This is a genomic window from Parabacteroides sp. D25 (assembly GCF_000307475.1).
In the GTDB taxonomy this organism is placed as follows: Bacteria; Bacteroidota; Bacteroidia; order Bacteroidales; family Tannerellaceae; genus Parabacteroides; species Parabacteroides distasonis.
This window is the reverse complement of the sequence record NZ_JH976504.1, coordinates 100,388-121,449: the sequence shown is the minus strand read 5'-3', so window position 1 is coordinate 121,449 and position 21,062 is coordinate 100,388. Positions and strand designations below refer to the sequence as shown.

Genomic DNA, 21,062 nt, shown 5'->3' with positions numbered 1-21,062 from the left:
TTATACGATACCTTGTGCCATCATAGCTTTCGCTACTTTCATGAAGCCTGCGATATTCGCGCCTTTTACATAATTGATATATTCGCCATCTTTACCGTGAGCTACGCATTGTTCGTGGATTGCGCTCATGATCTGATGTAATTTAGCGTCTACCTCGGCGGCAGTCCATGAGATATGCATAGCGTTCTGAGTCATCTCTAATCCGGAAGTAGCTACACCTCCGGCGTTGACAGCCTTACCCGGAGCGAATAATTGCTTATGCTCGATGAACAAGTCTACAGCCTCAGCCGTACAACCCATGTTAGAAACCTCAGCTACGCACAAAGTCTTGTTCTCGATCAACTTACGAGCGTCAGCCTCGTTCAACTCATTTTGGGTAGCGCATGGCAACGCTATATCTACTTTTTGTTCCCAAGGTTTCTTGCCGGGATAGAAGGTAGAGCCCGGGAATTCGTCTGCGTAAGGAGCTACGATATCATTTCCGGAATTACGCAATTCCAACATATAGTCGATCTTCTCGCCGGAGATACCCGCCGGATCATAGATATATCCGTCAGGACCGGAGATAGTAACCACTTTAGCGCCCAACTCGGTTGCCTTTGTAGCGGCACCCCAAGCCACGTTGCCGAAACCAGAGATGGCGACCGTCTTGTCCTTGATATCGATTCCGTGAGTCTCCAACATCTGATGAACGAAGTAAAGAGCGCCGAAGCCGGTAGCTTCCGGACGAAGGATAGAACCTCCGAACTCCATGCCCTTACCCGTGAACGTACCTGTGTTCTCGCGAGCCAATTTCTTGTACATACCGTACATATAACCAACCTCACGGCCACCTACGCCTATATCGCCAGCCGGAACATCCCTGTCCGGACCAAGATTACGCCATAATTCAAGAATAAACGCTTGGCAGAAACGCATGATCTCGGCATCGCTCTTTCCTCTCGGAGCGAAATCGGAACCACCTTTGCCACCACCCATCGGAAGGGTTGTCAAAGCGTTTTTAAATGTTTGCTCGAATCCTAAGAATTTCAAGATAGACAAGTTAACGGACGGGTGGAAACGGATACCTCCCTTGTACGGGCCGATTGCGTTGTTGAACTGAACACGGTATCCCAAGTTAACTTGTATCTCACCTTTATCATCTACCCAAGGCACACGGAAAGTGAAAATACGTTCCGGCTCAACTAGGCGTTCAATGATTTTCGCTTTCTCAAATTCCGGATGTTGGTTGTACACTTCCTCAATTGATAAAAGCACTTCTTTTACTGCTTGCAAATACTCCTTTTCTCCCGGATGTTTTGCCTCTAGCGCTGATAAAATAACTTCAGTCTTCATAGCATTTATATTCTTTAAAAGGATAACATTCTGTTGGCAAATGTAGGTAATTCTTTGGAATGACCAAGAGTTTCGCTTACTTTTTATCAGTGAAAACCTAAAAATCTTCAGTTAGAGTCAGAATGCGTACTTTCATGTTTCAATAGTTATTATTTTTCCTTACATTTGACTCGAATAATTCTATCAGAATCTATTATGAGCGGTATACCGAACTTAAAAGACTTGGTGTTCAGAGACACCCCGTTTGCCAATCTAATGAATAAGCGTATATATAATGTATTGCTTATCGCTACGAAATATGATTCCTTCATGCTGGAAGATGACGGGCGTGTAGATGAGCAGATATTTAACGAATATACTTCCTTAAGCCTCCGTTACCCACCCCGGTTTACGCAGGTGACTACCGAGGAAGAGGCTTTGAATGAGTTGAAGAACCGGAACTTCGAATTGATCATTTGCATGCCGAATATGGATAACCGGGATATATTCGCTGCGGCGAGCGAGATAAAGGTGCATTATCCGAATATTCCGATCGTTGTATTGACTCCTTTCTCGAAAGAGGTGTCTAAGCGGATCGCCAACGAGGATCTGAGTGCTATCGATTATGTGTTCAGCTGGTTGGGTAACTCGGAGTTGTTACTGGCGATTATCAAGTTGATCGAGGATAAGATGAACGCTCCGGACGATACGGCCAGCGTGGGGGTACAGATCATCTTGTTGGTGGAGGATTCCATTCGTTTCTATTCGTCCGCTTTGCCTCATTTATATAAGTTTGTGCTGGAGCAGAGCCAGATGTTCGCGAAGGAGGCGTTGAACGATCACCAGCGTACGTTGCGTATGCGGGGCCGTCCGAAGATCAAATTGGCCCGGAATTACGAGGAGGCGGTACGTATCTTTGATCAGTATCGGGATAATATGTTGGGTATTATCTCGGACATGAGTTTTATGCACAATGGCGTGAAAGATCCGTATGCCGGTTATAAGTTCGGACAGTATGTACGGAAAACGGGTTTGATCATTCCTTTCGTGTTGGAGTCTTCGGAGGCCAGCAACCATATATATGCGAAGGAACTGAACGCCTCGTTTATCGATAAGAATTCCAAGAGTTATCCGCAGGATTTGAAAAAGAAGATCATGCAGCGTTTCGGTTTCGGCGATTTCGTGATCCTGAATCCGCATACGAAAGAGGAGATCATGCGCATCAAGGATTTGAAAGACCTTCAAAAGAAAGTCTTCCAGATTCCCGACGATTCGTTGGTTTACCATCTCTCCCGGAATCATTTCTCCCGTTTCTTTTATTCCCGTGCCATGTTTCCGCCCGCCGAGGTTTTGAAGCATGTGGACGTGAGTGACTATAAGGATATGGATGAGGCCCGGAAATTGATTTTCGACTTGATCGTGCAATATCGCCGGATGAAGAACACGGGTGTCGTGGCGGTTTATCAGAAGGATCGTTTTGATGAGTATAGTAATTTTGCCCGTATTGGTGACGGTTCGCTGGGAGGTAAGGGTAGAGGTCTTGCCTTTATCGGTGCGATGGTGAAGCGATACCCTAAGCTGGAGAGTGATAATTTTGCCGTGAATATCCCGAAGACGGTCGTGATCTGTACCGACATCTTCGACGAGTTCATGGAGACGAACGAGTTGTATCCGGTAGCGCTGGGCGATGCGGACGACGAGACGATCCTCCGGTATTTCTTGCGGGCCAGCTTGCCCTCCCGTTTAATCGAGGACTTGATGGCTTTCTTCGATGTGGTGAAAAGCCCGATCGCCGTGCGTTCCTCCAGCCTGCTGGAAGATTCGCATTATCAACCTTTCGCCGGGATCTATTCTACGTATATGGTACCTAAGATCGAGGAGAAATACGATATGCTCCGTACGGTGAGCGACGCTATCAAGGCGGTGTATGCCTCTGTCTTTTATAAGGACAGTAAGGCGTATATGACGGCTACCTCGAACTTGATCGATCAGGAGAAGATGGCTATCGTCTTGCAAGAAGTGGTGGGCTCCCGTTATAATGATCATTTCTATCCGACGATGTCGGGCGTGGCCCGTTCCTTGAATTTCTATCCGATCGGTAACGAGAAGGCGGAAGATGGGATCGCGAATATCGCCTTGGGATTGGGTAAGTATATCGTCGACGGCGGGCAAACCTTGCGTTTCTCTCCCCGACATCCCCATAGTATCTTGCAGATGAGTACGATGGATTTCGCTCTTAGGGAAACGCAGACTCGTTTCTATGCCTTGGATTTGAAGAATATGGCGGAGGCTTTCTCGGTGGATGATGCCTTTAACTTGGTGAAGCTGGGTTTGAAGGACGCTGACGCTGAAGGTTCCTTGAAATATATTGTCTCTACATACGATCCGTACGATCAGATTATCCGTGACGGTTATTATCCGGGCGGTCGTAAGATCCTTTCTTTCGTGAATATCCTACAGCATGACGTATTCCCGCTGGCGGATACGTTGGATCAGATCTTACGGATCGGGCAGCAGGAAATGGGTCGTCCGGTCGAGATTGAGTTCGCTGTCAACATGGACCCGTCGGATCATACAAGGGCGACTTTCTATCTGTTGCAAATCCGTCCGATCGTAGATAATAAAGAGATTATGGACGAGGATCTGAGCTTGGTGAAGAACGAGGAAACCATCCTTTCTTCTACCAGTGTTTTGGGGCATGGCATCGTTGGCGACGTACAGGATATTATCTATGTGAAGACGGGCGCTTTTAATTCATCCAATAATCAGTTGATCGCTTATGAGATCGAGAAGATGAACCGTTCGTTTACCGATCAGGAGAAAGGATACGTATTAGTCGGCCCCGGTCGATGGGGGAGCAGCGACTCTTGGTTGGGTATTCCGGTGAAATGGCCGCATATCAGTAACGCACGGGTGATTGTGGAATGCGGATTGGAGAACTATCGGGTAGACCCGAGTCAAGGTACCCATTTCTTCCAGAACCTGACTTCGTTCGGAGTGGGCTATTTTACGGTTAATCCATTTAAGGGAGATGGTTGGTTCGATGAGGCGTTCTTGAATGCGCAACCCGCCGTAGAGGAGACGGAATATCTTCGTCATGTACATTTTGATGCTCCGATTACGATTAAGATGGATGGGAAGAAAAGTCTTGGCGTGGTATTGAAACCATAAAAAGATAGCGTTTCAAGAGAAGATAGTTGTTTGTGGATTTGCGAGACGAGCCGGTAAGACGGGTCTCGCGAATCCATTTTTTATTTCAAGTGGAAAGTGGCAAGAACCGCTTTGTGGTCGGTAGGCCAGATTCCAAGGGGAGTCATGATCGGGTCGGAGGTCTCTTCCGTCTCTCTTTGCCCACGGAGGATGTCACCTTTCGGACCGATGATACATACATCTGTAAGCGTTAATCCCTCGAATGGAGCGTAATGGATGAAATCGATGCGATCTCTATCGTCCGCTTTCGGCGACCAAACCAATTTCTCTAAAGCGATATCCTTACAGTCCGCCGGGCAGGTAAGTCCCGGATGAGTTACAGGGTTCGGGAAGATCTCACGGTACGTATCTTTGAAGCCGTCTTTCTCCAGCATGACGGATACGTGCCAAGGAACAACCAATCCTTGGTGGTCTCTCATATCTTTGGTCGCCTCGGTCCAGTCCAGATGGGAAGGCTCGTTAAAGTCCCCTCCGAGGATAACGATCCGTCCGGCTTCCCGATCCTTTTTCGCCTCTTTTAGGAAGCAAGCGATAGCGTCGTCACGGACAGATTGCTCGTTCAACCATAGGAGTGTGTCCAGATTGGTGACAGGAGGTTCCTCGTCCCATGTATTTCCGTCGTATCCACGGGCATCGTAATAAGCGCAATTACGATAATCCAGATGGGCGGTGTAAAGAGCTACCTCGGCATCGCCGATGTGGGTAATGGCCTTGTACATACTACCCCTGTCATCGTTCAAGGGATAGACGGTCGTGCTATCCGTGATCGGGTAGCGGCTTAACAGACCGGAATCCTCGGTGTAGAAAGAATAGTACGTTTGTCCTCTTTGCTGCAACGCTTCCACGATCTGGTCGCAAAAACGGGTCTGATGATAATTACGTACCTCGCTTAACGTAACGAAATCGGCGTTACTTCTTACGATCTCGTCAGCGATAGCGTCAAAGCCTCCTTTTACGACAGCGCCTTCCTGCCAGATGTTGAATTGAAGAACCCTGAAAGTCTTCTCTTGCTGGCAAGAGCTGAGGCCCAGCGCGATCAACAAGAGTAAGTAGATAAAACTAGTTTTTTTCATGTGTGAAATATTTTGTTAGATGTTTTGTCGTAGCCATTCCTCGGCGGCGGCCAAGGTTTCCGGCTTGCCGATATCCAATAGTTTTAGGTTATCCGCCATATAAGCCCTGATATCGGTTTTGGCGCAAATAGCCAGATAGAAGTTAATGATAGAGAACTTTCCGGTCCATTCTTCCATCAGCTCCAATATCTTGGGCGAGAGTACGTGGATTCCGCTAAAGGCGTACTCGTTGTGTTGATCCGGGTCAAAATAGGGATAGTAAGATTTTACCTCGCCGGTCTCATGATTACGCCAACCACACAGTCTATTCTCCTTATTAAATAATAGATAACGTGAGGTATTGCGCTGGCTGACGAGTAAGGTAGCCAACGGGTTCGTTTGTACATGGGTATCGTATAGTTTCTTGAGATCCACGTTCGATAAGATATCGACATTATGTATCAAGAAAGGCTCGTTCCCGCATAAAAGAGAAGTGGCCTTCTTGATTCCTCCTCCCGTATCCAGCAGATAATCGCTCTCGTCCGAGATTTCGATCCGGACACCGAAGTTGTTGTTCGCCTCCAGAAAATCCACGATCTGGTTGCCTAAATGGTGGATATTGATCACGATCTGGTCGAAACCGGAGGATTTCAGTTTCAGTATGACGTGTTCTAGCATCGGTTTGCCCCCGATAGGTATAAGCGCTTTTGGCGTGTGATCGGTTAACGGCTTCAGTCTGGAACCAGTACCGGCCGCGAAAATCATAGCTTTCATAATGTAGGGTTAAAGAGTTGTTCTATATTTTGTTCTCTATGTACTAAATGTACTTTTACTCCGAACTTGGTGTTAAGATGTTCCGCCAGATGCTGTGCGGAATAGACCGAACGGTGCTGTCCTCCCGTACATCCGAAACAAATCATCAAATTGGTGAATCCACGATCCATATATCGTTTTACCGAGGCGTCTACGATATGGTAGACATGCTCGAGGAAGTTCGTGATCTCCCCGTCATCCTCCAAGAACTGGATCACTGGCTCATCCAAACCGGTGAAATGATTGTAACGCTCGTATTTACCGGGGTTGTTTATAGCACGGCAATCGAATACGAATCCACCTCCGTTCCCGCTAGGGTCGTTCGGGATTCCTTTTTTATAGGCGAAGCTCATGACCTTTACTTCCAGCATATGTTTCTGGATATCATCCGTGAATTGTTTCAACCCGGTAAGCTCACGAAGGACGGAGCATAAATAGGGATATTCCGGATAGTCATTCTTCAATAACTGCCGCAGGTTCTCGATCGCGAACGGGACGCTTTGGATGAAATGAGGCTTTTTCTCGAAATACCCCCGGAAACCATAAGCCCCCAATACCTGCAAGGTCCTAAACAGGACGAAATGGCGCAGCTGGCTATGGAAGTAAGCTTCGTCTACCGGGATATATTTACGTAGGGCCGTGATATAATCCGATAGTAATTCATTCCTCAGATCCTCCGGATATTTCGCTTTCGCCTGCCAAAGGAAGGAAGCCACGTCGTAATAAACCGGGCCTTTTCGTCCACCTTGAAAATCAATAAACCAAGGCTCTCCATCCTTTACCATAACATTGCGTGACTGGAAATCACGGTACAGGAACGTGGCGGAGGAACTGCGTAACAATACGTCGCTCATCTTCAAGAAATCATCTTCCAGACGATTTTCCTGAAACTCCATCCCGGTAGCCTTTAAGAAACAGTACTTGAAATAATTCAAGTCCCAAAGGATAGACCGTTGGTTGAACTCGGCTTGCGGATGGCAATACGAGAAATCGAAACCGTCGGACCCCAAGAACTGGATGTCGGGGAGTTTGGTGATCGTCTTGTGTAATAAACGGCGTTCCTCCTCGTCGAATACACTGCTTTTACGGCCTTTCTCGATGGCGTTGAAAAGAAGCGTATCTCCTAAATCTTCTTGGATATAAAATGAATGGTCGTCCGAGCTGGCATATACTTGCGGTACGGGTAAGCCCTTCTCCCGGAAATGTTTTGCCATATAGATAAAAGCCTCGTTCTCCTCAGTAGAAGTGCCACTAACTCCAATCAACGTCTCAGGACCTTTTATCCTGAAATACCGGCGGTTAGAGCCGGATGACGGTAACTCTGTTATTTCCTCTGCCGGTGATCCGGTATATGATTGGTATAGCTTCCTAAGTTCTTCTGTTATCATACTTATCGATTTACGGCACTAAGATACCGCTTTTTAATTGAAAATTAAGAATTGAAAATTGAAAATTGGGACTTCGTCGGAAATAAGAAAGGGGAATAGCCTCTCAAAGCCTATCCCCCTCGCTTATATGATCATCAATCTCTCCTCTCTAACTAATTTTCAATTCTCAATTTTCAATTACCTAGAGTATTCCTTGTGCCATCATAGCCTTAGCTACCTTCATGAAGCCGGCTACGTTGGCGCCTTTCACGTAGTTTACGTAACCATCCTCTTGCTTTCCGTATTTTACGCATTGCTCGTGGATGTTTTCCATGATGCTCTGAAGTTTCTGGTCTACTTCCTCGCTGCTCCAGCTTAACTTCTGTGCGTTCTGAGTCATCTCAAGACCGGAAACGGATACACCACCTGCGTTAGCGGCCTTACCCGGAGCGTAAAGGATCTTGGCCTCAAGGAATGCGTCGATAGCTTCTGGCGTAGAAGGCATGTTAGCGCCTTCGGATACGGCGAAGCAACCGTTGGCCAATAAAGTCTTGGCATCGTCGCCGTTCAACTCATTCTGGGTTGCGCTCGGCATAGCGATGTCGCATTTCTCTCCCCAAGGACGAGCGCCTTGTACATATTTGCATCCGTATTGCTCCGCGTATTCACGGATACGGCCACGATACAAGTTCTTCAACTCCATGATATAATCCAGTTTCTCACGGTCGATACCATCCGGATCATAGATATAACCGTCGGAATCAGACATCGTGACAACTTTCGCTCCAAGACTGATTAATTTCTCTACCGTATATTGAGCCACGTTTCCGGAACCTGATACACAAACTACCTTGTCCTTGATATCAATGTTGCGGGTTTTCAGCATCTGCAACAAGAAATATACGTTTCCGTAACCTGTAGCTTCCGGACGGATCAAGGAACCTCCGAACTCGATACCCTTACCCGTGAATGTACCCGTATTCTCACGAGCCAATTTCTTGTACATTCCATACATATAAGCGACCTCACGTCCGCCTACACCGATATCGCCGGCGGGAACATCCGTGTCCGGACCGATATGGCGCCATAACTCAAGGATGAAGGCTTGGCAGAAACGCATGATCTCAGCGTTTGACTTTCCTCTCGGGCTAAAGTCGGAACCTCCTTTACCACCACCCATCGGCAATGTAGTCAGTGAATTTTTAAACGTTTGCTCAAAAGCCAAGAACTTAAGGATCGATTGGTTTACGGAAGCGTGGAAACGGATACCGCCTTTGTACGGGCCGATAGCGTTGTTGTGCTGGATACGGTAACCCATGTTCGTCTGGATTTGTCCCTTATCGTCCATCCAAGTTACACGGAAAGAGAAAATGCGATCGGGGATACAAAGGCGCTCGATCAAGTTGCTTTTCTCAAATTCCGGATGCTCGTTGTAAGCTTCCTCGATAGTCCCTAAAACCTCTGATACTGCTTGATGATATTCCGGTTCGTTCGGAAATCTTCTTTTCAAGTTGTCTAAAACTTCACTTGCCTTCATGACTGAATTTTATATTTAGAATGTTATACCATTTTGTTATCCGTACGCCGTTTGTTTAACGACGTGGCAAAGGTAAGCTAATTTTTGACACTAGCAAATAATTGAAAGAGAAAATGCATAAAAAATATCATTTAGATATATTAAGTTTGAAAAAACGACGAAATGTTATTCGTCTCTATGCTTGAAATTCTTATAGATCGGAACGAACACAATGATAGCGGAGGCTACAAGGGCAAATATGACGTCGAAATTGATCGTTTCGCTGTATACAAGCAGCATGTAGCATAAGACACCCCATAGTAAGGTGATACATACGGCTTGACTATTTGTTATCTTTCTGCGTGCCATTGATTACATTTGTTTAGTTTGATGAAATAAGCGATCCGAAGTAAATCACCAAAGCCAAAAAGACAGCTATGATGACGAATAGGATCATGATTTGTTTCTCTAAGGGATATTTTCGTAGAAAAGGGATATGACGTGCGAATCCGGCGACTTGTTCTACCGGTTCCGCTTGCTCGTCTTCCCGGGGCAGGTCGTAACCGCCTTCCTCCATGATCTTCATGGCTCGGGGAACGTCGCTTTCCAGAATCTCCACCCGTGCGCCGCCTACGTCTACGTAACCGGCCATGATCTGGCTGCTTAACTCATTGCGGAGATAACATTCTATCCCTTCCGACCTCAACAGGGCCATCAGCGGTTGGGCATCCGCCGGATAGGTGAACCGGGCTATTTCTACGATCTTGTCCATAGTATTTGTTTTTCTGCAAATGTAAGTAGACAATCACGAATTAACCGTGTTTTTTATTGTAATTTACTTTTTTTATACGTGAAAATATGAAACAGTATGATTTAGCGGAGGGTATGCGGATGTATATAGCCCGATTGAGAGAGCAAGGACGTTATTCGTCCGCCAAGAGTTATCAAGATGCCTTGAATTCATTCCTGCGTTTTTGTGGGCAGGAGGTGATTCCTTATACCCGTATCGACCGGGAAATGCTTTTGAGGTATCAAGACTATTTGCGGGACCGGGAATGCTCGTGGAATACGGTGTCTACCTATATGCGTAGGATTCGCCGTGTGTATGGGTTGGCAATGGAGAATGGGGAGGCTCCTTTTTCCCGTTATTTGTTCAAGGGGATTTTCATGGGAGTGAAAAGCAAACAGAAGAAGGCGTTGCCTACGGAATCCTTGCGTTTGTTGATGACCGCTCCGTTGGATGATTCGGGGCTGCGGAAAACACAGCGGGCATTGTGTTTGATGTTCTTGTTTTGCGGTATGGCATTTGTCGATTTCGCTCATTTGAAAAAGAGTGATATCCGGAGTGGTGTCTTGAGGTATAACCGCCAGAAGACGGGTACGCCGATGTTGGTCGAGATACAGCCTGTGGCCAAGGAGTTGTTGGCTGCGTTAATGACCGACACGCTTCGGGACTCTCCTTATCTATTCACTTTCTTGAGTGGGACGAAAACGGGTGAAGAGGCCTTCCGGGAATATACCTCTGCCTTGGCTGATTTCAACAGTTCCTTGAAGGAACTGGCAAATGCCTGTGGTGTGACGGAAATGGTTACCTCGTACTCAATCCGTCACTCTTTCGCCACGACCTTGAAGGAACAGGGTGTACCGATCGAGATGATCAGCGAATTGCTGGGACACCAATCGATCAAGACCACGCAAATCTATTTGAAAAGCTTCTCGTTGGATAGGATGTCTGCGGTGAACAAGGCTTGCTTCGAGAGTATATATAATGAGGTATCAAAGGTGGGGTAGGCGATAGGCTACTTGGGAAGTAGCGTAATCTTCCACGCCGCAAATTTAATAAAAAACACCGAATAACAAACAATTTTTAGGCTTTGTGTAGGCTTTGTTTGTTTTCCGAATTTGTCTTTCCTCTATTTTTCGTTTCTATGCGTGGTGTACGGACACGACAATGGAGACGAAACGACCTCATATTCCCTACATCATCACGTCACCCAAAAATCGTACGAACTATCGTGTAGAGACGGGGCGTGCCCCGTCTCATCCCCTCAAATAGGTATTTTAAATTACTACCTGACGGTGGGAGACGGAGCACACTCCGTCTCTACAGCAGGGTAATAATGATTTTCTCACTTTTTACGCTACTTCCCAAGTAGCCACTCTTTCACGTCCCGATAGAAGAGATATTGACATGGTTTATATTGCTTTTAAATTTTCGGGAATAGAAAAGAATTTTTGATTTAAGTGTTAGATTATCAGTGTGTTAATATGATGCTCTGATATGGCATTGAATTACCTATGGGTCATGATCTTCCTCCTTTACCATTGCGTGATGTCCACGCCGTAAGATGGTATGTGTTATCTCTTCCCGCTTGTCATAAAGGCCCTGCTAAGGGTTTGAAGAAGGAGTTGGATCGCAGAGTGCGTTTGGGTGAGCCTACGTTCGATTTCTTCGCCCCCTCTTTCGTGGAGATGCGCCGCCGTGAAGGGCATTTGGTGGAGACTCACCGTCCGTTGCTCTACAATTATGTGTTTATCCGCTCTTCTGTATATGAGATCTTCCGTTTGAAACGAGATTTTCCCTTGTATAATTTCCTGCCTAGCGTGGATGGCCGTGGCTCATATCCTTTTGTTTCCGATCGTGAGATGGAAAACTTGCGTTGGGTGGCCCGTTCTTACTCGGATGAGCTTCCGGTGTATGTGCCGGAAGCGGGTTATTTGCGTAAAGGTGACCGGATACGCATCACGGATGGTCGTTTCAAAGGTGTTGAGGCAAGTGTAGTAATACAGCCCGGTGTTGGCGAGCGGGAGGTAATGGTATGCGTGGACAACTGGATGTGGGTTCCCCTGTTGCGTGTTCAGCCGGGCGAATATGAGGTGATCAGCTTGGCCGAGGAAGGCAAGCATGTATATACCCGTTTGGACAATTCCCGGATACAAAATGGTCTTCATGAGGCACTAGGGCGTCATTGGGGAAGTTGTGGCGTTACGGCTGCCGATCGTGAGCTGGCGGCCGAGACCTTGCGTACCTATGGGGAGTTGCAGTTGGATTCGGCCGTGATGCGTTGCAAGCTCTATTCCCTCTTGTTGCCTGCCTATACGATATTAGGGGACGAGGAGCGGCAAAAGTCGTTGATCGGAACGATCGTCTCGTTCTTATCCTTGATCCGTGCGGAGCAGTCGTTGGCATTATTACTACTTACGCTTTATGGCTGTACGGATAGCAGTATCTATTATTATCGTGCGCACGAGTTGATCGATCCGTGGAGCCGGGAATCCTCCCCGAAGAAGAGTAAATTATCTTTGATCCGTCGGTTGGCTGATTACGACCGGTGGCTGAAACATAATGAATAATTCAAAATTCATAATTTACAATTCATAATTCAAAAAGAAATGTCTTCCCTTCCCTCCGGTATTCGCTTGGTCGCATTGCTAAACGAACACCTGAACGAGATCATGGAGCGTGAGCGCATGAACCATACCTCGATCCACTTATATTGTACAGGACCTTATTGGGTGGCTTTCGAGCGTTCGGCCTACCAGCTGCATCGTGCGTTCCCGGATAGCGAGACCACACCGCTGCGCCTGTTCGCCTACCCGTTCCCAATCGTGATGGTCTCCGTTACGGATCGCTCGCTGCGTTCCTACGCCCGTAAACATATCTTGCGGTGGGACGAGACGGATTACGTGGTACTAACTGCTCCCGAATCCTCTTCGACCGACTACCGAAGATGGCATGCCGGTGAGGTGGAGGGCTTGCCCCAGCTGACATGAACCAAAAATTTTATTCATGATGAACCTTTTTTCTAAACTCTCAACGTGGTATTTCTCAAGGAAAGCGTTGCCGTATTGGAGCATTATCCTGTTGGATTGCTTGGTGATCCTGTTTTCAGGCTTGCTGGTATATGCCTTGAATAACGGGATCTTCGCCACGATGGGCATCTTTTGGCACCTGTCGCTCACGTGGGGTGTTTGCCTAGTGCCTTATCTGGTGGGCTTTAGGCTGTTCCGTACGTATTCGGGCATCATTCGTTACTCTTCCTTCGTGGATTTGCAACGGGTGGGCTTCGCCGTGCTGTTCGGTGTGGTTTGCGTGGTGACCTTCCAAGAGTTTACGGATTTTTCGCCTTACTTGGTGTATATCCGTAAACGAGACCTTGTGCTATCCTCCCTGCTGGCGATGAGCTTGATGTGGGCGATGCGTGTGTTCGTGAAGTATTTCTACGTGACGACCTTTCGCCAGTCGAAGGCTGAGCGTGCCTTTATCTTCGGCGTGAAGCAGGGCGGTATCAGTTTGGCGAAGAGCATCCAGAACCAAGATCCCGCACAGTACGTGCTGGCAGGCTTCGTCTCGGAGGCCGGGAACATGCAGAATCGTATATTGATGGGAGTGCGTGTGTACCCTTTCGATGAGGAGCTGATCGATGCGATGCGCCGGGAGCGGGCGACGATCCTTTTCGTCTCCCCCTTGAAGAGCGACTCCATCCGGGAACAGCCGGATATGGTGGCCCGTTTGGCGGAGGCGGGGATCAAGATCTACGTGACCCCGGCGGCGCAAGAATGGGATGGCAGGAGCGATTTGATGCATACACAACTCCGGAAGGTTGAGATCGAGGATCTGCTTCCCCGGGAAAAGATAGAGATAGACATGGAGGCGGTGGGCCGCTTGCTTCGTGGTCAACGCATCCTGATAACGGGAGCCGCCGGCAGCATTGGTGGCGAGATGGTGCGCCAGATCGCCTCATTCGCTCCGGATCGTTTGATCTTGGTAGATCAAGCGGAGACTCCCTTGCACGACATCCGCTTGATGATGGCGAGGGATTGGCGGGATATCAACGCCTATACCTTGGTGGCGGACATCGCTAACAAGTCTCGCATGGAGGAGATCTTCTCGGAGCATCGCCCCGCCTATGTATTCCATGCGGCGGCCTATAAGCACGTTCCGATGATGGAGGATAATCCTTGCGAGAGTGTGGGTAACAACGTGGACGGTACCCGTGTGATCGCCGACTTGGCCGTGAAGTATGGCACGAGGAAGTTCGTGATGATCTCCACGGACAAGGCGGTGAATCCTACGAATGTGATGGGTTGCTCGAAGCGCATCTGCGAGATTTACGTGCAGAGCCTCGACAAGGCGATCAAGGAGGGCCATGTGGAAGGCGTGACGCAGTTCGTTACGACCCGCTTCGGCAACGTGCTGGGTTCTAACGGCTCCGTGATCCCGTTGTTCCGTGAACAGATTGCCAAGGGCGGTCCCGTGACAGTGACGCATCCGGATATCATCCGTTTCTTCATGCTGATCCCGGAGGCCTGCCGGTTGGTATTGGAGGCGGGTACGATGGGTAATGGTGGGGAGATCTTCGTCTTCGACATGGGCAAGCCCGTGCGTATCATCGACTTGGCGAAACGTATGATTCAGCTTTCGGGCGCCAAGAACGTAGAGGTCCGGTTTACGGGTCTTCGTGCCGGCGAGAAGCTGTACGAGGAGGTACTGAACGACGAGGAGATCACGCTGCCTACCTTCCATCCGAAGATCAAGATCGCCAAGGTACGGGAGTACGATTATGATACGGTTTGCCAAGATATAGATGAACTCGTCGGCCTAGGCCGCTCGAGGGACGATATGGCCATCGTGGGCAAGATGAAGGCGATCGTCCCCGAGTTCAAAAGCCGGCACTCCAAGTACGAGGCGTTGGATAAATAGGGAACCGGATATTGATGTGTGGGATAGAAAATAACTAAGTTGTCAAAAATACTGACTTTTAAAAGGAGATATACTGACTAGCTCTGAGAAGATATACTGACTTGCCTTGAGGAGATATACTGATTAGGACAAGTCAGTATATCTTCTTCGAAAAGCGAACTTTTGTGTTGCTTTGAGTATTATGGTGCGATAAGCCAAAATAGAGGACTGAAAATTGATCATTTAGGGAAATAGCGTTATATTTGTCTTGACGAACCAATAAACAGAGACGAAGATGGAAGGGCGACGATTATATCCGATAGGAATACAGACATTCTCTAAATTGAGAGAGGGGAATTATGTGTATGTAGATAAGACGGAATTGGTCTATCGAATGACACATGGTGCGTCTGGTTATATATTCTTGAGCCGTCCCCGTCGTTTCGGAAAGTCGTTGCTTACTTCTACGCTCCATAGTTATTTCGAGGGGCGAAAGGATTTGTTTGAGGGTTTGGCTATCAAGTGTCTGGAGAAGGAGTGGACAAGCTATCCGGTGCTTCATTTCGACATGAGCACGGCAAAGCATATGGACAAGGAGCGGCTTCTGAGTGAGCTGGAGAGGAAATTGTATGGTTACGAGCAGATATACGGACGTGATGAGAGCGCTATTTATACGAACCAACGTCTGGAAAGTCTCATCAAACGTGCCTACGCCCAGACCGGTCAAAAGGTGGTTGTTTTGATTGACGAGTACGACGCTCCCTTACTGGACGTGGTGCATGAGGAGAAGGAGCTGCCGAAGCTTTGCGACGTGATGCGTAACTTCTATAGTCCGCTGAAAGCCTGCGATCCTTATTTGCGTTTCGTATTCTTGACAGGTATCACGAAGTTCTCTCAATTGAGCATCTTCAGCGAGTTGAACAATATCAAGAATATCAGCATGCTCCCGGAGTACGCCTCGCTCTGTGGCATCACGGAGGAGGAAATGCGTGAGCAGATGGGCGAGGATATCGGTCGTTTGGCCGACAACCTCGGCGTTTCTCCGGAGGGTGCCTTGGGTGCCTTGAAATCGAATTATGACGGTTACCATTTCACGTGGCCCTCGCCCGATATATACAACCCGTTCAGCTTGTTGAACGCCTTGGCCGACAGTAAACTAAATTCCTATTGGTTCGGTAGCGGTACGCCCACCTATTTGATCGAGATGCTGAACAAGTATCACGTGAAACCCCAGCAAATAGGCGCACGCAAGGTTTTGGCAGAGTCGTTTGACGCACCCACGGAACGGATGGTCGATATTACGCCATTGCTCTATCAGAGCGGTTACATCACGATAAAGGATTATTCCTCGCTCACGAATTTGTACACGCTCGACATCCCAAACAAGGAGGTACGTATGGGATTGATGAAGAGTTTATTGCCCAATTATTTGCATCAATACACAGCGGATGGACTTACTACAGTAGCCCTTCTTTTCGAGGCGATCGCTGGAGAGCGGATGGACGATGCCCTGCGTCTGTTGCAGACCTTCCTGTCCACCATCCCCCAATGTGACAATACGGATTACGAGGGCCATTACCAGTCCTTGCTTTACACGATCTTCAGCCTGCTAGGAATGTATGTGGACGTGGAAGTCCGTACCCCGAAAGGCCGTGTGGATATGGTGATGCGCACACCGACAACACTCTATGTCGTGGAATTGAAGTTAAACAAGACCGCGGATATAGCCCTTGAGCAAATCAATTTGCGCAATTACCCGGAGCGCTTCGCTCTTTGTGGGTTGCCGATCGTAAAGGTTGGGATTAATTTTGATAGTGAGCGGCATACGTTGGGGGATTGGGTTATCGAGGGTTCTATGTCTTGTTGAGAGTTACAGGTTACTCTAGTCTGATAAAGATGTTTTATCTTCGTGCGGAAGATGTATCATCTTGTTAATGTAAGGTGTATCATCTTATCGTTGTAAGATGTATTATCTTTCAGAGGTATCAGGCTTACGGAAACGAAGAGACTCCTAATCGAATTGCGTACCTTGTTGGACAGTGGACAGTCAAAGAATTCAGAATTTAGAAGTCAGTATTATACAGAAGCCCTTAATTATCTGAATTGATTTAGGAAAGAGATATTTACTTTCTTGGATGATGGGGAACTACCGATAGATAGCAACCTTGTTGTGCGAACCATTCGGAAGCTTACTACTCAACGAAACAATTCACTTCATTACGGTAGTGATGCCGGTGCTGAAATGGCTGCTACTTATCACAGTGTGATTGGAAAGGTTAAATTACATGGCAGCTCAGCTAGGGATTTCATTGGATTGAGGATGTGTCAAAACTAAAATGACCTCTCCGAAAAATTACAGATTGTCCTTACAAGACCTAAAAGAGGCGTATCAAGCTCTGTTTTGAGTAATGGTACGACTCTTCTTTTTGTCTTTAAGGATGTTCAAGTTTCAAATCAAAAGCTCATCTGGGCTAAAATTGAGTTTTGACATATCCTCTAAAATTTTAATACAACCCGGTTTAGGGCACAGTAAAATGCCCTTAGAAAAGAGATAGAGAAAAATAGAATTTTTATCTTGTGAAAAGAAAGAATAATCTCTGCTTTGAGGTAAGTAGAGGAATCTATTTTGTTATTGCAAGAGTGGGAAAAAGATTTCAGAACGTTTTACACAACATGCTGAATAGTTACGACACAAGAACTGTTGTGTTTAAAAACAAATAATTTATAAATTAATCCGATATTTCGGTACCTTCTCAAACTCCAGTGAACACTGGGGCTAAGGGGTATGGCTATAGGGGGTAGATGCTTGCGCTAAATCGCTATTACCAGTACTAGTAAAGGCGGTTTACCTGATAAGGGAACAGAGACTTCCCCGGTAAGGGAACAGTAGATTCCCAACCGGAAGGAGTTATCTGTTCCATGCCTTGGGACAGTGCTCTCCCACTGCTTGGGACAAAAGATACGCTTGTCGAAGATATGGCAAAGACAGATTCGCGAACATCCAAGAGCATAAAAAACAGTTCGGTAGCGTTGGTGTTTTATTTCATCAACTTGATCCTCCAGTTCTTTTCCCGAAAGCTCTTCTTGGATTACTTGGGGGCGGAGGTGCTGGGGCTGAATACCACGGCTACTAATTTGCTGCAATTCTTGAACCTCGCAGAGCTGGGGGTGGGATCGGCTATCTCTTGTACCCTTTATAAACCGCTTGCCGAGAAAGATGCGAACGCAATTAATGAGATCGTATCCTTGCAAGGATGGCTCTATCGGCGTATCGCATGGATCGTAATAGCCGGGAGTGTAGTCCTGATGGCCTTTTTCCCTTGGATCTTCGCCAAGATGCCATTGCCGTTATGGTATGCGTATGCCTCTTTCGGGGCGTTGTTGGTTAGCGCACTATTGAGCTATTTTGTTAATTATAAGCAGATTGTGCTATCTGCGGATCAGCAGGAGTATAAGATACAGTATAGTTACAAAGCCTCAATGTTGGCGAAACTGCTTTGCCAAATATTGGCGATCCGGTATTTATCTAATGGGTATGTTTGGTGGCTGGTATTGGAAGTGGTGTTCGCTGTGGTGGCTTCGGTGGCTTTGAATCGGGTGATCGCCCGGACTTATCCTTGTTTAAAGACTGATTTGTATGTAGGTAAAGAGTTGGCTAGGAAATATCCGGATGTGCTCACGAAGGTCAAGCAGTTGTTTTTTCATAAGATTGCGGGATTTGCGTTGACGCAGAGTAGTCCCATTATTATATATGCCTATACGACATTAACGATAGTTGCTTTGTACGGCAATTATATGTTGATTGTAATGGGTGTTCAAACTTTGATGACGGCTCTGTTTAACAGTGTGAATGCCGGGGTTGGAAATTTGATAGCTGAAGGGGATAAGCGAAAGATCATGAGTGTATTTGCGGAACTGTTTTCTATAAGATTCTTGTTCTCGTGTATCATGTGCTTCGGGGTTCTTTTGGTTACTCCATCATTTGTCTCCTTTTGGATAGGCAAGGAATATGTTATGGATTCCTTGAGCTTGTTGTTGATGACGGCTATTCTGTTTATAAATTTAAGCCGAACAACGGTCGATACTTATATTAATGCTTATGGCTTATTTAGCGATATTTGGGCTCCGGTGATAGAAGCGTCTGTTAATGTTGGTCTATCTATCATCTTGGGGTATTCCTTTGGATTGCATGGTGTGTTATCCGGGGTTCTGATCAGCTTATTTCTAGTCGTTTTTTGTTGGAAACCTTACTATTTATTTCGCAAGGGCTTGGATGAGCCATTGAGAATATACGTGTTTATGTATGCGAAGCATTTGGTGGTAACATTGCTTTGTGGAGTGATTGTTTTCCTTGGAATGAGATATTCAATGGAGAAAGAAAATACGACATTTTTTGCTGGATTATTAACCACTCTTGTATTCTCTGTTTTAGATACTTTAGCCTTGCTTTTTGTTGCTCAGGGAATGAGAAACCTGATGATGCGATTTGTCCGGATGTGTCATTTAACAATTATAGATGGTTGATATAATCCTCATTGTTAGATGAAAGTTCTACGTGAGGTGCTGAATATTGTATTATGGATGTATTTAAAGGAAGATGAAATATATTCTACTTGTTTTTATTAGAATTTGAATATATGAAAAAAATAAAGGGGTTAATTGTTTTGTTTTTTATCTTAATATTTCTTCAGTTTATTCTGTGGGTACAATCTCCAAGTGAGGTGATAGTGTCTTTTTTGAAATATTATTCATGCTCTATATATCTTTTTTGTATAGTCTTGTTGCTTGTCGTTAAGGATGTTGATTCTCTTTTATATACGTTTTATGTTTTAGCGTTTGGCGTTTTTATTATGTCTCGTGTATTTTTAGATGCGCTAGGATTTGAAGATGCTTATTTTTATGTCTCGACGTGGGCTAATGATTGGTCTTATTTCTCATTGTCAATTCAATTTGAGATGTTGAATTCAATTATATTTTATCTTCTTTTTTCATTTGTTGGTTTTTTGTCTTCTTGTCTCTTTGTTGATAGATATAATTATAAAACGTGCGTGAAAAATGATTCGTTGATATTTGAAATACGTCGATTGGGTTTCTTCTTGTTTATATCATTTTGTGTACCATATTTGCTGTATTTATATCAAGCTGTAAAATTTGTTGTTGAAAATGGTTATTTGGCGGTGTATTTAAATGAATCATCAACAACTGTTGATAATCCTATTTTGAGAATTAGTGATGATCTTTGTGTGGCTGGAATATACTTGTATTTAAGTACATTTCCCATAGGGAAAAAATATATATTAGTGAGTTGTTTTTACATTTTTACATTGTTGATACTGTTAGGTACTGGTGGTCGATCTGCAACATTTACGCAAGTATTGGCATTTCTTGTCTATTTAGGTATTAGAGGTATTAGAGTGAATTGGAGATGGATGTTACGTTTTGTGTTGATCGGATTTTCTTTAATATATGTAGCTCAACTCGTTAATGATTTTAGGGATAGTGGTTTTAAAGATTTAGATCAAAAAAAGGATGATGTTGTTTTCACGCAATTGATTCAATCTTTTTTTTGGCAACAAGGCACTTCTATTCAAACGATAGGCCGTACGATACAATATGTGGATGAAGTTGCTAATGGATGGCTTTATTTTGTTGGGCCAATAACAAATAGTTTTAGAGAAAATAGGTTGATGGAGTATTTGGGATTAGGAATACCTAATGGACAAACTTTAGGTACGGTACGGGAAGGGTATTCTTGGGCAGACTGGTTGTCGTATAAAGTATCTCCTAGATATTATTTAAACGGACATGGTATGGGAAGTAGTGCGATTGCGGAATCTTATCTTTTAGGGAATATGTTCGGAGTTATGATCGTTGGTTATATGTGTACATTTATAATTATGCGATTTGCCGGTAGATGTAAGAAAAAATATTCATATATGTATATATTGTTTTATGTGCTTCCTGTATTTTTTATGTCTCCAAGAGCGGAGCCTTTAAGTGTTATAACAGCTTTATATAGACCTTTTTGTGTTTTGTTTTGTGTTCAATTGATTTATTGGTTTAAAAGAAAATATAAGCTTAATTGTTTGTTTATTCCTTTCTGATTT

15 protein-coding genes and 1 pseudogene are annotated in these 21,062 nt (G+C 45.7%); 9 read left to right on the top strand and 7 right to left on the bottom strand.

The window, feature by feature from the left end; all coding sequences use genetic code 11:
* Positions 1 to 1,335 (bottom strand): NADP-specific glutamate dehydrogenase, encoded by a 1,335-nt coding sequence (gene gdhA, locus HMPREF0999_RS13220; RefSeq protein WP_005868539.1) that lies wholly within the window; start codon positions 1,333 to 1,335, stop codon positions 1 to 3.
* A gap of 195 nt (positions 1,336 to 1,530) precedes the next feature.
* Between gdhA and HMPREF0999_RS13215 the strand changes: the two genes are divergently transcribed.
* Positions 1,531 to 4,485 (top strand): PEP/pyruvate-binding domain-containing protein, encoded by a 2,955-nt coding sequence (locus HMPREF0999_RS13215; RefSeq protein WP_009276135.1) that lies wholly within the window; start codon positions 1,531 to 1,533, stop codon positions 4,483 to 4,485.
* An 80-nt stretch (positions 4,486 to 4,565) separates the two neighbouring features.
* On the opposite strand, the gene HMPREF0999_RS13210 is transcribed toward HMPREF0999_RS13215, so the two are convergent.
* From HMPREF0999_RS13210 to HMPREF0999_RS13185, 6 genes are all read right to left on the bottom strand, one after another.
* Positions 4,566 to 5,597: an endonuclease/exonuclease/phosphatase family protein gene (locus HMPREF0999_RS13210; protein WP_009276134.1), complete on the bottom strand. Its 1,032-nt coding sequence runs from the start codon at positions 5,595 to 5,597 to the stop codon at positions 4,566 to 4,568.
* 15 nt (positions 5,598 to 5,612) lie between these two features.
* On the bottom strand, positions 5,613 to 6,350 hold the full coding sequence (locus tag HMPREF0999_RS13205; protein WP_005858756.1) for a nucleotidyltransferase family protein: 738 nt from the start codon (positions 6,348 to 6,350) through the stop codon (positions 5,613 to 5,615).
* Positions 6,347 to 7,777, bottom strand: coding sequence for a phosphotransferase (locus HMPREF0999_RS13200; protein ID WP_005858754.1), 1,431 nt, complete (start codon positions 7,775 to 7,777; stop codon positions 6,347 to 6,349). The genes HMPREF0999_RS13205 and HMPREF0999_RS13200 overlap by 4 nt, the downstream gene beginning before the upstream one ends.
* A 181-nt stretch (positions 7,778 to 7,958) precedes the next feature.
* Complete coding sequence (locus HMPREF0999_RS13195; RefSeq protein WP_009017039.1) at positions 7,959 to 9,293, bottom strand: NADP-specific glutamate dehydrogenase; 1,335 nt, start codon at positions 9,291 to 9,293, stop codon at positions 7,959 to 7,961.
* A 165-nt stretch (positions 9,294 to 9,458) separates the two neighbouring features.
* Positions 9,459 to 9,641 carry a hypothetical protein gene (locus HMPREF0999_RS13190; RefSeq protein WP_005858749.1) on the bottom strand — a complete coding sequence of 61 codons (183 nt, stop codon included), beginning with the start codon at positions 9,639 to 9,641 and terminating at the stop codon, positions 9,459 to 9,461.
* Positions 9,642 to 9,654: 13 nt separating this feature from the next.
* The gene (locus tag HMPREF0999_RS13185; protein WP_005858748.1) at positions 9,655 to 10,044 is read right to left on the bottom strand and encodes a DUF2007 domain-containing protein; all 390 of its coding nucleotides are present in this window, start codon (positions 10,042 to 10,044) and stop codon (positions 9,655 to 9,657) included.
* 86 nt (positions 10,045 to 10,130) lie between these two features.
* Here HMPREF0999_RS13185 and HMPREF0999_RS13180 point away from each other — a divergent pair, with 86 nt between their 5' ends.
* The 8 genes and pseudogenes from HMPREF0999_RS13180 (at position 10,131) to HMPREF0999_RS13150 (ending at position 21,059) form a co-directional block, all read left to right on the top strand.
* Positions 10,131 to 11,063, top strand: coding sequence for a tyrosine-type recombinase/integrase (locus HMPREF0999_RS13180; RefSeq protein ID WP_009276133.1), 933 nt, complete (start codon positions 10,131 to 10,133; stop codon positions 11,061 to 11,063).
* 507 nt (positions 11,064 to 11,570) lie between these two features.
* Complete coding sequence (locus tag HMPREF0999_RS13175) at positions 11,571 to 12,626, top strand: transcription termination/antitermination protein NusG (RefSeq protein ID WP_009276132.1); 1,056 nt, start codon at positions 11,571 to 11,573, stop codon at positions 12,624 to 12,626.
* A 39-nt stretch (positions 12,627 to 12,665) separates the two neighbouring features.
* Positions 12,666 to 13,046 (top strand): hypothetical protein, encoded by a 381-nt coding sequence (locus HMPREF0999_RS13170; RefSeq protein ID WP_009276131.1) that lies wholly within the window; start codon positions 12,666 to 12,668, stop codon positions 13,044 to 13,046.
* 16 nt (positions 13,047 to 13,062) lie between these two features.
* Positions 13,063 to 14,976 (top strand): polysaccharide biosynthesis protein, encoded by a 1,914-nt coding sequence (locus tag HMPREF0999_RS13165; RefSeq protein ID WP_010182003.1) that lies wholly within the window; start codon positions 13,063 to 13,065, stop codon positions 14,974 to 14,976.
* 274 nt (positions 14,977 to 15,250) lie between these two features.
* The gene (locus tag HMPREF0999_RS13160; RefSeq protein WP_009276129.1) at positions 15,251 to 16,822 is read left to right on the top strand and encodes an ATP-binding protein; all 1,572 of its coding nucleotides are present in this window, start codon (positions 15,251 to 15,253) and stop codon (positions 16,820 to 16,822) included.
* Between the two features lie 132 nt (positions 16,823 to 16,954).
* Positions 16,955 to 17,269, top strand: a pseudogene (locus HMPREF0999_RS22000) (IS66 family transposase); the annotation flags it as partial.
* 662 nt (positions 17,270 to 17,931) lie between these two features.
* Positions 17,932 to 19,479 carry a lipopolysaccharide biosynthesis protein gene (locus HMPREF0999_RS13155; RefSeq protein ID WP_009276128.1) on the top strand — a complete coding sequence of 516 codons (1,548 nt, stop codon included), beginning with the start codon at positions 17,932 to 17,934 and terminating at the stop codon, positions 19,477 to 19,479.
* A gap of 113 nt (positions 19,480 to 19,592) precedes the next feature.
* The gene (locus HMPREF0999_RS13150) at positions 19,593 to 21,059 is read left to right on the top strand and encodes an O-antigen polysaccharide polymerase Wzy family protein (RefSeq protein WP_009276127.1); all 1,467 of its coding nucleotides are present in this window, start codon (positions 19,593 to 19,595) and stop codon (positions 21,057 to 21,059) included.
* Positions 21,060 to 21,062 lie beyond the last annotated feature (3 nt).

What these genes read in the sequence shown, in the direction of transcription:
- gdhA (WP_005868539.1), bottom strand. Translation starts at nt 1,335, where the DNA reads ATGAAGACTGAAGTTATTTTATCAGCGCTAGAGGCAAAACATCCGGGA.
- HMPREF0999_RS13215 (WP_009276135.1), top strand. Translation starts at nt 1,531, where the DNA reads ATGAGCGGTATACCGAACTTAAAAGACTTGGTGTTCAGAGACACCCCG.
- HMPREF0999_RS13210 (WP_009276134.1), bottom strand. Translation starts at nt 5,597, where the DNA reads ATGAAAAAAACTAGTTTTATCTACTTACTCTTGTTGATCGCGCTGGGC.
- HMPREF0999_RS13205 (WP_005858756.1), bottom strand. Translation starts at nt 6,350, where the DNA reads ATGAAAGCTATGATTTTCGCGGCCGGTACTGGTTCCAGACTGAAGCCG.
- HMPREF0999_RS13200 (WP_005858754.1), bottom strand. Translation starts at nt 7,777, where the DNA reads ATGATAACAGAAGAACTTAGGAAGCTATACCAATCATATACCGGATCA.
- HMPREF0999_RS13195 (WP_009017039.1), bottom strand. Translation starts at nt 9,293, where the DNA reads ATGAAGGCAAGTGAAGTTTTAGACAACTTGAAAAGAAGATTTCCGAAC.
- HMPREF0999_RS13190 (WP_005858749.1), bottom strand. Translation starts at nt 9,641, where the DNA reads ATGGCACGCAGAAAGATAACAAATAGTCAAGCCGTATGTATCACCTTA.
- HMPREF0999_RS13185 (WP_005858748.1), bottom strand. Translation starts at nt 10,044, where the DNA reads ATGGACAAGATCGTAGAAATAGCCCGGTTCACCTATCCGGCGGATGCC.
- HMPREF0999_RS13180 (WP_009276133.1), top strand. Translation starts at nt 10,131, where the DNA reads ATGAAACAGTATGATTTAGCGGAGGGTATGCGGATGTATATAGCCCGA.
- HMPREF0999_RS13175 (WP_009276132.1), top strand. Translation starts at nt 11,571, where the DNA reads ATGGGTCATGATCTTCCTCCTTTACCATTGCGTGATGTCCACGCCGTA.
- HMPREF0999_RS13170 (WP_009276131.1), top strand. Translation starts at nt 12,666, where the DNA reads ATGTCTTCCCTTCCCTCCGGTATTCGCTTGGTCGCATTGCTAAACGAA.
- HMPREF0999_RS13165 (WP_010182003.1), top strand. Translation starts at nt 13,063, where the DNA reads ATGATGAACCTTTTTTCTAAACTCTCAACGTGGTATTTCTCAAGGAAA.
- HMPREF0999_RS13160 (WP_009276129.1), top strand. Translation starts at nt 15,251, where the DNA reads ATGGAAGGGCGACGATTATATCCGATAGGAATACAGACATTCTCTAAA.
- HMPREF0999_RS13155 (WP_009276128.1), top strand. Translation starts at nt 17,932, where the DNA reads ATGGCAAAGACAGATTCGCGAACATCCAAGAGCATAAAAAACAGTTCG.
- HMPREF0999_RS13150 (WP_009276127.1), top strand. Translation starts at nt 19,593, where the DNA reads ATGAAAAAAATAAAGGGGTTAATTGTTTTGTTTTTTATCTTAATATTT.